Origin of the sequence: Vibrio sp. M250220, assembly GCF_036533795.1 — a bacterium.
GTDB lineage: Bacteria > Pseudomonadota > Gammaproteobacteria > Enterobacterales > Vibrionaceae > Vibrio.
Genome location: NZ_JATABI010000068.1, coordinates 1 through 13854, shown reverse-complemented (window position 1 = coordinate 13854; position 13854 = coordinate 1). Strand labels below are relative to the sequence as shown.

The 13854-nt window shown below is 44.3% G+C and carries 12 protein-coding genes and 2 pseudogenes; 1 reads left to right on the top strand and 13 read right to left on the bottom strand.

Features of this window, described 5'->3' with window-relative positions:
- Window positions 1–89: 89 nt before the first annotated feature.
- From apaH to lptD, 6 genes are all read right to left on the bottom strand, one after another.
- On the bottom strand, window positions 90–905 hold the full coding sequence (gene apaH / locus QTN94_RS18330; RefSeq protein WP_331418197.1) for a bis(5'-nucleosyl)-tetraphosphatase (symmetrical) ApaH: 816 nt from the start codon (window positions 903–905) through the stop codon (window positions 90–92).
- A gap of 9 nt (window positions 906–914) precedes the next feature.
- A complete protein-coding gene (gene apaG, locus QTN94_RS18325) occupies window positions 915–1292 on the bottom strand; it encodes a Co2+/Mg2+ efflux protein ApaG (RefSeq protein WP_331418198.1) in 378 nt (125 codons plus the stop codon).
- Between the two features lie 68 nt (window positions 1293–1360).
- The gene (gene rsmA, locus QTN94_RS18320; protein ID WP_138970725.1) at window positions 1361–2167 is read right to left on the bottom strand and encodes a 16S rRNA (adenine(1518)-N(6)/adenine(1519)-N(6))-dimethyltransferase RsmA; all 807 of its coding nucleotides are present in this window, start codon (window positions 2165–2167) and stop codon (window positions 1361–1363) included.
- A 12-nt stretch (window positions 2168–2179) separates the two neighbouring features.
- The gene (gene pdxA, locus QTN94_RS18315) at window positions 2180–3172 is read right to left on the bottom strand and encodes a 4-hydroxythreonine-4-phosphate dehydrogenase PdxA (RefSeq protein ID WP_331418199.1); all 993 of its coding nucleotides are present in this window, start codon (window positions 3170–3172) and stop codon (window positions 2180–2182) included.
- Entirely contained in the window at window positions 3162–4460 is a 1299-nt protein-coding gene (surA, locus tag QTN94_RS18310) for a peptidylprolyl isomerase SurA (protein WP_331418200.1), read from the bottom strand. The genes pdxA and surA overlap by 11 nt, the downstream gene beginning before the upstream one ends.
- A gap of 54 nt (window positions 4461–4514) precedes the next feature.
- The gene (gene lptD, locus QTN94_RS18305) at window positions 4515–6932 is read right to left on the bottom strand and encodes an LPS assembly protein LptD (RefSeq protein ID WP_331428459.1); all 2418 of its coding nucleotides are present in this window, start codon (window positions 6930–6932) and stop codon (window positions 4515–4517) included.
- Between the two features lie 148 nt (window positions 6933–7080).
- Between lptD and djlA the strand changes: the two genes are divergently transcribed.
- Window positions 7081–7935, top strand: coding sequence for a co-chaperone DjlA (gene djlA / locus QTN94_RS18300; protein WP_138970729.1), 855 nt, complete (start codon window positions 7081–7083; stop codon window positions 7933–7935).
- Window positions 7936–7998: 63 nt separating this feature from the next.
- On the opposite strand, the pseudogene QTN94_RS18295 reads toward djlA, so the two are convergent.
- From QTN94_RS18295 to QTN94_RS18265, 7 genes and pseudogenes are all read right to left on the bottom strand, one after another.
- A pseudogene (locus QTN94_RS18295) lies at window positions 7999–9068 on the bottom strand (IS481 family transposase).
- A gap of 100 nt (window positions 9069–9168) precedes the next feature.
- Window positions 9169–9285: pseudogene (locus tag QTN94_RS18290) on the bottom strand (potassium channel family protein); the annotation flags it as partial.
- Between the two features lie 119 nt (window positions 9286–9404).
- Window positions 9405–10829, bottom strand: coding sequence for an aspartate kinase (locus tag QTN94_RS18285; protein WP_331428458.1), 1425 nt, complete (start codon window positions 10827–10829; stop codon window positions 9405–9407).
- A 70-nt stretch (window positions 10830–10899) separates the two neighbouring features.
- Window positions 10900–11286 carry an ectoine synthase gene (locus QTN94_RS18280; RefSeq protein ID WP_331428457.1) on the bottom strand — a complete coding sequence of 129 codons (387 nt, stop codon included), beginning with the start codon at window positions 11284–11286 and terminating at the stop codon, window positions 10900–10902.
- A gap of 13 nt (window positions 11287–11299) precedes the next feature.
- Window positions 11300–12565, bottom strand: a complete 1266-nt coding sequence (gene ectB, locus QTN94_RS18275) for a diaminobutyrate--2-oxoglutarate transaminase (RefSeq protein ID WP_138970732.1) — start codon at window positions 12563–12565, stop codon at window positions 11300–11302.
- Between the two features lie 36 nt (window positions 12566–12601).
- Window positions 12602–13135 (bottom strand): diaminobutyrate acetyltransferase, encoded by a 534-nt coding sequence (gene ectA / locus QTN94_RS18270; protein ID WP_171052118.1) that lies wholly within the window; start codon window positions 13133–13135, stop codon window positions 12602–12604.
- A 289-nt stretch (window positions 13136–13424) separates the two neighbouring features.
- Window positions 13425–13721, bottom strand: a complete 297-nt coding sequence (locus QTN94_RS18265) for a BCCT family transporter (RefSeq protein ID WP_331428456.1) — start codon at window positions 13719–13721, stop codon at window positions 13425–13427.
- Window positions 13722–13854: the final 133 nt, after the last annotated feature.

Sequence of the window (13854 nt, the reverse complement as noted above, 5' to 3'; positions counted from 1 at the left end):
ACTCGCTACTCGCTACTCGCTACTCGCTACTCGCTACTCGCTACTCGCTACTCGCTACTCGCTACTCGCTACTCGCTACTCGCTACTCGCTACTCGCTACTCGCTAACGCTTCTTGCGTAAAGAAACGCTTATCTTCCCAGCGTAACATGGTCAGTTTCCCACCCCAGACACAGCCAGTATCCAAGCCTATCACCTCTTTACCTTCGTAGCCTTCTAATGCTGCCCAGTGACCAAACAGTACCGTTTTATCTAACTTGATTCTTTGTTGCAGTTTAAACCAAGGCACCAGACTGTGATTCTTGACGTCTTTGGGCGGGAGTTTGCACTCCATGTCTAATCTTCCTTGCGCATCGCAAAAGCGCATGCGGGTGAATGCGTTGATGATATAGCGGTAACGCTCAATGCCTTGTAGTGTATTGGACCAGAGATCAGGTTGGTTAGCGTACATATTCTCTATTAACCAAGGCCACTCGTCACTGTGTAGGATGGCTTCCACTTCTCTGGCAGCGACACGCGCTTGATCTAATGTCCACTGGGGAGATATTCCTGCGTGGCACATGACAAATTCATCATGTTCCGCAAAGAGAGGTTGATGGCGTAGCCAATTGAGCAACTCATGTTTATCTTCCGCGGCAAAGATCGCTGCGGTTTTGTCTTTCTTTTTGACTTTGAATAGCCCAAGTGAAACGGCAAGGAGATGGAGGTCGTGATTTCCTAGTACCACCTTAGCACAGGGGCCTAGCGAGCGAACAAAACGCAATACCTCAAGTGACTTTGGACCTCGGGCGACAAGATCGCCCGCAAGCCAGAGTGAGTCATGCTTGCGATCAAATTTGACTTTATCAAGTAACAGTAAGAGTTCGTCTAAGCAACCTTGAAGATCGCCGACAATGTATGTCGCCACAGTGATGTCCTAATTTAAAATATTTGGGATAGCGAGTCTGAAAGGTTCGATTTCGGTAACGAATTCTTGTCCAGTGGCATCGTGCATAATGTATTGGCCTTGCATTACACCAACAGGGGTCTCGATAACGGTGCCACTATTATAGGTGTATTCATCATTGGCCGCGATGACGGGTTGTTGACCTACAACACCTTCACCTTCTACGGTCATCTGTTTACCATTAGCGTCGGTAATTAGCCAGCGTCTAGCGATGAGTTGTACTGATTGCTGACTGAGATTTTTGATGGTGATGATATAAGCAAAAACGTAACGTTTTGCATCCGGATGGGATTGGTCGGCAATGTATTTGGTATGAACTTGGACTTTTATACACGGGGTAGCTTCCATGTGAACTCCTATGTAAAGTCAAAAAGGTGATAAACCATCGGTCTACCACCTTTTTATATTAGCTGAAATTATTTGTGGTTAGCATCTAACCAGTTTGCCATTCCAACGAATTGTTCTAGCGTTAGGTTCTCGGGGCGCATTCCTGGGTTAATGCCTAGTTGCTCTAGTTCCTCAGCGCTTAATAAGCCTTTATAGCAGTTACGCACGGTTTTACGGCGCTGATTGAAGCCTTCACGGCAAACGCGATCCAACCATTTTAGACTGCTTGCTGGGTGAGGAAGGTTTTCATAAGGCACCAAACGAACTACCGCTGAATCGACTTTAGGTGGTGGAACAAACGCCGTAGGGGGTACTTCGAGTACTGGTACGACTTTACAGAAATACTGTGCCATGACGGTAAGACGACCGTAAGCTTTCGTGCCAGGGCCTGCGGCTAGGCGGTTTACCACCTCTTTTTGAAGCATAAAGTGCATGTCTTGGATGTCTTTATGGAATTCAAAAAGATGGAACATCAGCGGAGTTGAGATGTTGTATGGCAGGTTACCAAAAATACGTAACTTGTTGTTTGGCTTCACTAACTGCGCAAAATCAAAGCGCATCGCATCGCCTTCGTGAATCGTCAGTTTGTCGCCCAAGTCAGGGTGATTGCGCAGACGTTCAGCAAGATCGCGGTCAAGCTCGATAACCGTAAACTTGTCTACTTCTTTACCAACAGGTTCAGTGATAGCACCAAGACCTGGGCCGATTTCTACTAGGTTCTGACCAGGTTTTGGGTTGATCGCAGAGACTATTCCATCAATGATGTATGGATCGTTAAGGAAGTTTTGACCAAAGCGTTTTCTTGCTTTGTGCCCTAAGTGGACATCGTTTCTCATAGTATTCTCAAGTTAATTCGATTTCTTATCGACTAGCTCTATTGCATGAGCTAAAGCCGTTCGGAAGCTTCCTGTATCCGCATTGCCTGTCCCTGCTAGGTCAAGAGCGGTGCCGTGATCAACGGAGGTCCTAATAAATGGCAGGCCTAAAGTGATATTCACTGAGCGGCCAAAGCCTTTGTATTTTAATACAGGAAGTACCTGATCATGGTACATCCCAAGTACGGCATCAGCATCTTCAAGATATTTCTCATTGAAGATAGTATCGGCAGGTAAAGGACCAATTAGGTTGATTCCTTTCGTCTGACGCAGTCTTTCTAATGTGGGAGTGATGGTTTCTATTTCCTCTCTTCCGAGGCAGCCATCTTCTCCTGCATGTGGATTAAGTCCACACACATAGATTTTAGGTGACGTTATTGCAAATTTCTCAACGAGATCCTTGTTCAGAATATCTATGATGAGTTCTAGCCTTTCCTCTGTCACCGCTTTAGATACATAAGCCAGTGGGATATGCGTTGTCACCAAAGCGACACGTAAACCTTCCGTTGCAAGCATCATCACGACTAGTGGTGTGTTTGACTTCTCAGCAAAGAATTCAGTATGACCACTAAAGGCGACGCCTGCGCGGTTAATGACCCCCTTATGCACAGGGCCGGTGACAATAGCATCAAATTCACCATTCATACAGCCTAAAGCGGCTCTTTCTAGTGTTTTTAACACGTAGTGGCCATTGGCTTCATCCAACTTCCCCGCAACGGCTGGGTTGGTTAAAGGTATGTGGTCAACCACCAATGAGCCTGCTTGCTGAGGGATAATCGGCGATTCAGACTGGTAGTCAATCAGCTCGACATCAATATTCAACTGCTTAGCTCGTTCTGCCAGCATAAATTTGTCTGCGCAAACCACGATTTGGTGAGCCCAACTCTCTTTCGACTGAGCCAATACCAAATCAGGGCCGATACCCGCAGGTTCACCAGCGGTAACTATGATGCGTTTAACGCTCATCTTGAGTCTCATCTTTAATGATTTCAACGTAGGCACTGGCGCGCATTTCCTGAAGCCAAGTGCTCGCTTCTTCGTTGAACTTACGGTTAAACAAGATGCGGTAAGCTTTGTTCTTTAATGCTGAATCCGTGCGATCTACTTCGCGACGATCAAGGACTTCTACAATGTGCCACCCGTGAACCGTTTTAAAGGGTTGGCTGATTTGACCAACAGGTAGAGTATCAATTTGATGTTTGAACTCAGGTACATAGAGTTCTGAAGTTTGATAGCCTAGTTCACCATCTTGGGCGGCTGAACCTGGATCTTGGCTATATTGCTGTGCCATTTCACCAAATGTCGCTTTACCTGAAGTAATACGTTGAGTGATCTCTTTTAGCTCTTTCTGGACGCCTTCATCGCTTAAGATGACCGTTGGCTTAATCAGAATATGGCGCGCATTAACTTCAGTCACAGCGACCGTTTCTAAGCCTTTGATGTCTTCAATTTTGAGGATATGGAAGCCAACGCCGCTACGGAAGGGGCCGATAATACTGCCTTTATTCTGTAAATTGATTTGGTCAGCAAAAATAGTCGGCATCTCTTCTTTACGCATCCACCCCCAGTCACCACCCTGTAGTGCTTTAGGGCCTTTAGAGTAGGTGTAAGCCATGGTGCTAAAGTCGGCCCCGTTTTTCAGTTGCTCCGCTAACTGCTTGGCTTGCTTCTCGATGGCGGCTTTATCGTCACCATCATTAACGCGCAGTTGGATATGCCCAATTTTGTATTGAACCGTTGCATTCGTTTCTTTGGCCAAGATATTGGCTAGGTTATCCACTTCTGCGGGTAAAATGTTAATGCGGCGGCGGACAAGAGCATTACGCGCTTCACTTGCGGCGATTTCTTTGCGGATTTGTTCACGAAACTCAGCATAACTCAGACCTTCTTCTGCAATAGAGACACTAAGTTGTTCGATTGTTTGCTGATTATTTTTGGCAATTTCTGCGATTGCTTCATTCAAGCGGCTATCATCAATACGCACACCGATACGTTGCGCTTCTTGCTGCTGAATGGTGTCGACAATCAGTTTTTCAGTGACTTGCTTTCTTAGTATCTGCTCAGAGGGTAAAGCCTGACCGCTTTTTTTTGCATTTGCCTTTAGCGTTTTTAGTGATGTTTCAATGTCACTTTGTAGCACAACACCGCTATTCACAATGACAGCGATGTTATCTAGTGCAACGGGCTGTGCATAAACAGTATTTACTGTACTGCTTGCAAACATAGCCAATAACGCGTGTTTCCAAAATTTCATTCAAGAACCTATAAAATATATCGAGCCTGCGGGGTTAGACAGCAGGCTCTCGAATTAGTTGTTTAAGAAAAATGGGCGACCGTAACCTAGAGAGTTACCAGCACTGTCTAGACCCGCTAAACCAGAACCTGCACCAATCTTAGTCCCAAAGCCTATGATGCCGAAGTTCAGACTAAAGTTGTTTTCGTAGGTTGGGTTAGCATTGGGGTAACTTGAGAAGCTAGGATCCCAACTTTGCAGCTGCTTGCTGTAGGTAAAGCCGATGTACCAACAATCTGATGTGTAGTTCAAGCGCGCTAGCCACTCTAACGCTTCTTCGGTCGTTAAGTCATAGAAGTATTGTGCACTGGTATTCCAGTTGCGATTAATCTGATATCCAGCGAGTAAGCCTACTTGAGATATGCCATCAACGGTTATATCTTTTACATTGATATTTCCTTTACCTTCATCAGCACATTCACCCACTGTACAATCTAGATACTTTTTGGATACATAACGATAGTTGCTTTGGAGGTAACCGCCATTGAAACGGTATTCTAGTGTACTGTTACCTAACTGAACTTCGCTTGTGTCAATATCGTATTGAACCCCACCGTGATAGAACAAATAGTCATCATAGTTGAAGTCGACTTCAACCGCCCAAGCGGAATAATTGGATTTAGATGTAGTATCTGGTTTGTCTGTTTCACCAGTGTTTTTTCTGACGTTTTTGTCGATGTAGAAAATTTGACCAAATGAGATATTGAGTCTTTCTTTATATCCGTCATCAAAGAAGCGAGTCGAAGCACCATAACTAAATTGGTTTGCTTCCGCAATTTTGTCTACGCCGCTATATTTGCGGCTGCGGAATAGCCCATAGTAGTCGGTTTGCAATAGAGTTGTGTCGTAGTCACCAATATTGTTTTGATCTTTTTCAGGCACGTACACATATTGAATTTGCGGTTCAAGTGTTTGGGTGTAATTGTCAAACACTGCCGTATCACGCTCCAATACAACGGCTGCGTGAGAGCGAAACTCAGGAATCACACGTGATACATTCTCTTCAAGGCCGTAATAAGGGTTATCAATCGAATTCCCTGAAGTGTCAGTTGTTTTTTGCGAAGCCGTGTCAACGCCATCCAAGTCCTGTTGATAGTAGGTACCAAGAAGTCTCGCTTCTGTTGTCCAAGTTCCCCAAGTCGTACCAATTGGCATCGTCAACCCAGGTTCTACGTGAACGCGAGTCGCCGATGGTTTACCTTGTGCATCGGTATCAAAACGAGAGATATGGCTGGTCATATCAAAGTCTAAATAGCGCATCAATTCTGGTGCGTAATAGTTAAACTGTAATTGAGGTAATAAGCGATAAGGCAAGTTATTGCCAGTTGTTAGCACTTGGAAGTCTCGAGCTAACAATGACGCATCCCAGTTATCAGAGCGGTAAGTGGCCTCCATTTCTTGGATAAGCTGACCATCTTCTTTATTACCTATGCTTGAATCGATATCGGTGAAATAACGGATATCACTCACTTTGGAGTAGTCAGCAGTAAACTTCCAGTTCTCTTGGTAAATACCGCTGTGCTCTAACTGGAAGCCCCAGCGATCGCCGTACTCAGGATACTTTTTATCATCTGGGAGGTATTCAGATTTCAGCGTGCTGTAGCCAAAATCAGACAAGAAACGAAATTCACTGTTTAACTGAGTGCCACGTTCCTGCATATACTTGAGCGTGGTTTCCAAATCGTAGTTTGGCGCTAAGTTCCAATAGATTGGAACTTCCATTTCAAAGCCATCACTCGAACCATACGAAACGGTTGGATAGAGGAAACCCGTTTTACGCGTATCACCAATAGGTACAGTAAGAAATGGCAGATAAAATACCGGTACGTTGACAATCTCGAAGCGTGGATTGTAGAAAGTGGCTTCTTCTTCATCTTGGTCAATATCAATGCTTGAAGCACGCATGCGCCACGAACTATCACCTTCTGGACATGAAGTGATGGTGCCGTCTTCGATTTCATAGACAGCTTTGCCAGTCTTCGCTACATAGACGGCTTCACCTCGGCCAGGCTCACATAAGAACTGATAGTTGGTATTTTCTAAAGTGACGTAATCAGTGTTGAGGTTGTTGGTCGCTTTATCAGAAATAGTTTTGACTTCACCATCGCTGAAAGTCACATTACCTTCAGCGACGACGATGTTTTCTTTCTGGTGCAAAGTCACGTTGTCAGCCTGCATGCGCTTTTTGCCTTGAACAACGACAACATTACCCCGATAGGTTGCTTTATCACCATTTATGGCTTCTAAACTATCGGCTTCAACATTGACCGGCTGTTGATTTGGGTTATTTGGCTCAGGTTCGTGGATCAAACATTGATCTATAGCGGGCAGTTCCTGCACACTATCGTCTAACATAGTTTCTGCTTGAGTCTGAGGCACTACAAAAGCAGCACTGATTGAAGCGGCTAACAAGGTGCGTGGAAAACGTAACATCGAGTTTTACTATCCTGTTGAACTTGATATATCCGGTGAATAGGTGACCGAATGTAGAATAAAACGGTCCTTATAATAAAGTAATTTACAGCTTACGGCACTATCAGACCGCTTCGTGAAGAAAAAATTCAGAGATTGAGAGCACATAATGCATATTTTCGGCAAAATTCTCGGCACATTTTTCGGTTTCCTATTTGGGGGAGCCTTTGGTGCTGTATTTGGTTTATTTTTAGGGCACCAATTCGATAAAGCACGACGTTTACGTATGGCGGGCTTTAATAGCGGTTTTGGCAGTGGCCCGAGTCAAGCCGAACGGCAAGAAGAGTTTTTTAAAGCGGCATTTGCGGTGATGGGGCATGTTGCCAAAGCAAAAGGGCAAGTTACGCGCGAAGAGATTCAACTTGCTACAACCATGATGGATCGCATGAATCTGCATGGTTCACAGCGCAAAGCTGCCCAAGATGCATTTCGAGAAGGCAAAGAGAGTGACTTCCCACTGGAGACCGTTTTAGAACGCGTGCGGATCTCTGCTGGTGGTCGTTTCGATCTAATGCAGTTCTTTCTCGAACTGCAGATCTCAGCTGCATTTGCCGATGGAGATGTTCACCCTAGTGAGCGTAACGTCTTACATAAGATAGCCCGTGGCCTTGGTTTTTCGTCTGATCAGCTAGAACAACGATTACGTATGCAAGAGGCGGCATTCCGCTTTCAGCAAGGCGGTTTTGGCGGCCAATCCGGTGGCAGCTATTCTAATCAGTCAGGCGGTAGTTGGCAGCAGGCTTCAACAGCAGACCAGTTGAGTGACGCGTATAAACTTTTGGGCGTTGATAGCAGCGCAGATGCTAAGAGTGTGAAACGTGCTTATCGTAAACTGATGAACGAACACCATCCGGATAAGTTGATGGCAAAAGGTCTACCACCTGAGATGATGAATGTTGCTAAAGAGAAGGCACAAGAGATCCAGAATGCTTATGATGTCATTAAGAAAGCCAAAGGTTTCTGAATTCGTTGAGTTTTGATTAATCACAAAAGCAAAAGGCCTGAGAAGCGACGTCCAATGATGCCCTCAACGATCTGACGCCATGGGAATATTTAATAAAGAATGAACAAGCCGACACCTCGAATTATGGGCGCAACTAATTAGGGGAGGTTTACACTCTATTGGCGTTCGGCCGCAGCACATTTTTCCTTGATGAGTACGATGATTGTTGTAGTAGTCCATCCATTCGTCCAGCTCTTTCTGTAACTCTTCCATTGAACCATACAGTTTCTTTCTGAATGTTACTTGGTTGAACTCATTCAATATGGTCTTGTGGAAGCGTTCGCAGATACCATTTGTCTGTGGCGACATCGCTTTAGTTTTCGTGTGGTCGATATCATTGATGGTAAGGTAGAGTTGGTAATCGTGCTGTTCAACACGGCCACAGTATTCAGTACCACGGTCAGTCAGGATTCGCAGCTCATGAGCCTCGAATAACGGTAGAACCTTGTCATTCAACATGTGTCCGCTGCAGTGATTGGTGTTTTTGTCGTGTAGAGCTTAGCGAAGGCGACTTTGCTGTAGGTATCAACGAACGTCTGCTGATAGATGCGTCCAACACCTTTAAGGTTACCAACATAAAACGTGTCTTGAGAGCCGAGATAGCCTGGGTGCGCGGTTTCTATCTCACCACAAGCCTCGTCATCATGTTTCTTGCGCTCAAGGGCTGCAACTTGCTCGTCCGTTAGAATGATACCGTTTTCAGCGACCTGTCTTTCTAAGGCAATAAGGCGTTTTTTGAAGTTTTCTAAGTCATTACGAAGCCAGATTGAACGAACGCCACTAGGAGAGATAAACACACCAAGTTTACGCAGTTCATTGCTTGTTCTGACTTGACCATGTGCAGGGAAGTCGATGGCATACTTGAGAACTGCTTGTTCAGTTTCGCCATCAACTCGGTTCTTCAAGTTTGGTGTTCTTCTGCTTTGATTAATCAGAGCATCAATGCCACCAGTTTCAACTAACTCTTGATAACGATAGAAAGTGTCTCTTGATACACCCATGACCTTGCAGGCTTTTGATACATTGCCGAGTTCTTCTGCAAGATTGAGTAGACCAGCTTTGTGTTTGATGATTGGGTTGCTAGTATGAAGCATGAGAGTTACCTCTTATTGTCTTTGATTACGGATTCAGCACCTTTAATCAAAGTGGGTAACTCTCTTCTTTTCAAATTGAAGTGTCAGATCTAGTCGGAACTAATACAGCTAAACCTCTTAAAAAATGCGTCCACTTTCGATCAAAGTGCAAACTTACAAAGCAAACAATAAAAATCACTACCATAATCCCCTGTATGACGTATTCGATCACATTGTCTTATAGTAGTTGAACGAGGACGGCGAGGAGTCATGACCCTTTATTCGCTGTTAATGAACCAACTTTAGCATTAACTGAATACTTATCACTACATATAAACCATTAAAGATTAATGTTTATTACGCCACGTTAGATGATGTAGTGACTTGTGGCGTTTTCTCAAAAAACTCGTCATGTAGGGCAACAATCGCTTGTTGGTATTCGCTATCACTCACCACAAACTGCACGTTTACGTTTCTCATGGATGAGTGAAGCGCAATGGGGGTAACATCACTGTTCATTAGTGACAATACACCTTTGGCTAAGGTTTTATTCGTATCAATTTGCGAGCCGATTACAGAAATCAATGCCACCATTCGCCCTGTAATCGATGCCTTTGGATAACGCTTTTCAGCTTTATACAACACTTTATTCAGGCTTTCTGTGCTACCGCCAAGATAGTAAGTTATGGAGTTAGCGTTCATCTCTTTACCGATCAAACTTACACGAGCATCAGAAATAATCTCCATTAGCTCATAACTTACATTATCCACTTTACCAACGATCGCTTGATCAAACAGGTGCAACGCAAAAACTTTCTGTTTACCTGCAATGATTTCAATCCGATCAGTGTCAGGACGGTAATCAGAAGAAATGAGTGTCCCTTTATGCTCTGGCTCAAAAGTGTTCTTGATTTGGAGTTCAATACCACTTTCGCGTAAACCCGCTGCCGCATTGGGATGAATCGCTTCCATGCCCAAGTTAGCCAATTGGTCTGCGACATCGTAATTTGTCGAACCTATAGGGTGAACGTTTTCAGGGCCTACCACCCTCGGATCAGCAGAACTTAAGTGGTACTCTTTGTGAATAATCGCCAAATCCGCTTTGGTTTTCGCCGCAATACGACTAAAAGTCATTTCACTATAGCCACGATCGTAAGTGTGCATTAAACCCTCTTTGCAGTACGCGTAGCCAGTAACGATGGGCAGCTCTCTACTAACATCAATATCGGTTAAAGCATCACTGATCGATTGATCGAGGCTTCTTGGTTCTTGATTATCCCACCCTGATAAATCGACAAACTTAGCATTAATATCCATATTTTTAAGTTTCAGTGTCGTATTGTAGGCGCTATGAGCTTCTCCAATTGAAGAGAGAAATTCTCGAATTTGAGGGAGATAATGACGCAATGAGAATTGTCCATACTGGCACGTCTCAAGAATATTGGAAATGCAGTTTTTCGCTTCCGCAATGCGAGAGCGAATGAACTTGTCCGCACGCATTCGATTCATTGGGTCGGCAAAGATATGCTCGTTGGTCAGCAACATTCGGCTTTCAACACAGGCTAACGCGTCTTGCCACGAATCATCACGCTTAGCGATAAGCTGATACACCCCCGGTTTGCTGGTTTTCTTACATTCAAGCAGCGCGTCCGTCATACCACTGTAGGCGGATACGACAAAGATGCGGTTATATGGATTTTGAGGACGTAAAAGAATGTTATCAAGCACAGCATCAAACGCTGTCATTGATGTTCCGCCGATTTTTTCTACGGTAAAAGTCATGAGAGGGCCTTAATGATTGATCATTTTAAAGAGGGGAAATGGGGTGAAGACTCACCCCAATTGAGGAAAATTAATCGACCAATGGGTAAACCCCATTTTCGTCGTGAACTTCAGCGCCGGTGATCGGCGGATTGAATACACAAGCCATCACCATTTCTTTGTTTTTGTACGCGCGAAGATAATGTTCGTCGTGCTTATCAAGAATGTAAAGCGTGCCTGGTTTGATCGGGTAAGTCTTCCCACCGATCACTTCAATCTCTCCTTCCCCACTCATGCAAAATACCGACTCTAAATGGTTTTGATAATGAATGTGGGTCTCTGTATCTTGATAAATTGTGGTGATATGGAACGAAAAGCCCATATCGTCATCTTTTAATAACATGCGAACACTTTCCCAGTTGTCCGATACCACGCGTCTTTCACTATTGCGACACTCGTCGAGTGTTCTAACGATCATTGTTCTTTCCTTGTTACGATGCTTGTTTGAAGTGTTTCGCTGCAATGGTTTCTACCGCACCTGCAAAAATATCTAAACCTTGAGTTAACTCTGACTCGCTAATCGTCAATGGGCAGAAGAATTTGACCACTTCGTCATTAGGACCGGCTGTCTCGATGACCATACCGTTGTCAAAACAGGCTTTTGCAATGTCTCCAGAAAGTTGACCATTTTGACATTCAACACCGATCATCATGCCGCGTCCTTTACGTTGAACAAACATTTCCGGGAAACGTTTTATGCTGCGTTGAATGACTTTATCGATCTGTTCTGAGCATCGTTTAATATGAATTTCAAAATCACGATTTGACCAATACGTCTCAAGTGCTTTCGTCGCCGTTACAAATGCGTGGTTATTGCCACGGAATGTGCCGTTATGTTCGCCTGGCTTCCATTGGTCGAGTTCTGGCTTTAATAAAACAATGGCCATTGGCAGACCATAACCACTAATCGATTTTGACAAGGTAACGATGTCTGGTTTAATGCCAGATGGCTCGAAGCTGAAGAAAGTTCCAGTTCGACCACAACCTGCTTGGATGTCATCGACAATGAGCAGAATATCATTTTCCTTACAAATTTTAGCCAATCGCTGCAGCCATTCGTTGGACGCAACGTTTAAGCCCCCTTCCCCCTGCACGGTTTCAATTAACACCGCCGCAGGTTTGTCCATACCAGCAGAATTATCATTGAGCATGGTTTCAAACAATGCGAGGCCATCGACTCCTGCATAACCTTCAAAAGGAATACGCGTCACATTATTCAACGTTGACCCAGCCCCCTGACGGTGGTGCTGGTTACCTGTTGCGGCCAATGCCCCGGCAGTACAACCGTGAAAACCGTTGGTAAATGCAACGATTGTCCTTCTACCTTTTACTTTCTTTGCCAGTTTTAGTGCCGCTTCAACCGCGTTTGTTCCGGTTGGGCCTGTAAATTGAACCTTATAATCGAATGATCGTGGTTTCAGAATAAAGCGATCCAAGGCTTCTAAAAATGACGCCTTAGCCTCTGAATGCATATCCAAGCCATGAGTTATGCCATCCATTTCGATGTACTCAAGCAGAGACTGTTTAAGGACTGGGTTATTGTGACCGTAATTTAGAGATCCCGCTCCAGCAAGGAAATCTAGGTATCGCTCGCCTTGTTCTGTTTCCAGCCAACTCCCTTTTGCTTTACGAAATACGACTGGAAAACTATTCGAGTATGAACGTACGTTGGATTCCTGTTTTTTGAAAATATCCATGATGAGACCGTTTATTTGATTCCTAATGAGTGAAGATTATTTGAGGGGTATGCGATACAGGTACTCTGTATCATGCTTGCCTTTGAAGTGCTCTTTTTCATCCAGAAAAGTGGTCACTTCACCAAAATTACCATTTTGCGCATCAAGCTTTTTGAACAATGCCCATGACGCGTCATTTTCTTCTGTGATCGTCGTTTCGATGGCGTTAATCTTCGCCAATTCATCTCGCTTTAGAAGGCTTTCAAGCATAGTAAATGCTAAACCTTTTCCACGTGCCCAAGGCGAGACGGCAACCTGCCAGACAAAGAGAACATCAGGCTCGTTTGGTTTTTGATAACCAGAAATAAAGCCTGCTACGTTGCCTTTGTGTTCCACCAAAATACAGGTTTTGCTGAAATGCGTAGTCTGGAGAAAGTTGCAGTAAGAAGAGTTCATGTCTAGTGGTGGACAGTCTGCGATCAAACTGTAAATGTCATCACCATCCGTTGCTTGTGGTTCACGAAAAATCCATTTTTGACTTGGGTCTTCTCCAATTTCTGGATACATCACCCAAGGTGCTGACGTGATCATGTGTAGATACATATCCTTCGTGCTCTAATTAATTCCTTTATATTATGAGCATTATTCTGGGGGTAAAATCAAATAAGCCACCAATTAATCCTGATTGATGTGATATTGATCGCGGTATAAGATGTATGTGGTGAAAGAAAATAGTTTGAGGTCTAATGTATTTATAGCGCAGTGCAAAACATTTCGTAAATGAGTACAGAGATGACACAACTAAAGTGGGACTGACGGAACAAACAATCAAAAAAACGGCATGCCTAAGCATGCCGTTTTTCATATCAATATAGCGTGTTTAAGCTTTCGCTTTCTTCATTGATTTCGATGATGGACGAGGCTCATCCATCAAGCCTTTTATCAATGATACCGTTGCTACAAGCAATACAATCGTAAATGGTAGACCGGTTGTCACCGCCATTGCCTGAGCAGCCGCTAACCCACCACCTAGCATCAGAGCGATAGCAACCAAATCTTCAAACGTACACCAGAATACACGTTGCGGTGTTGGTGCATCCACTTTACCACCAGCAGCAATGGTATCGATAACCAACGAACCAGAGTCAAAGCAGCAAAAAAGGACATATATGGTCACCTCGCTGTTCGCAAGGCCTGATTGAAATTAATGTCGGTCTTTTCTTTAAGCTATTTCATAGGCACCCTTAACGGAGATTAACATTGATGGTCGACGGTCTTGCGACATATATCCGGCGTCGTTATAGCAACGT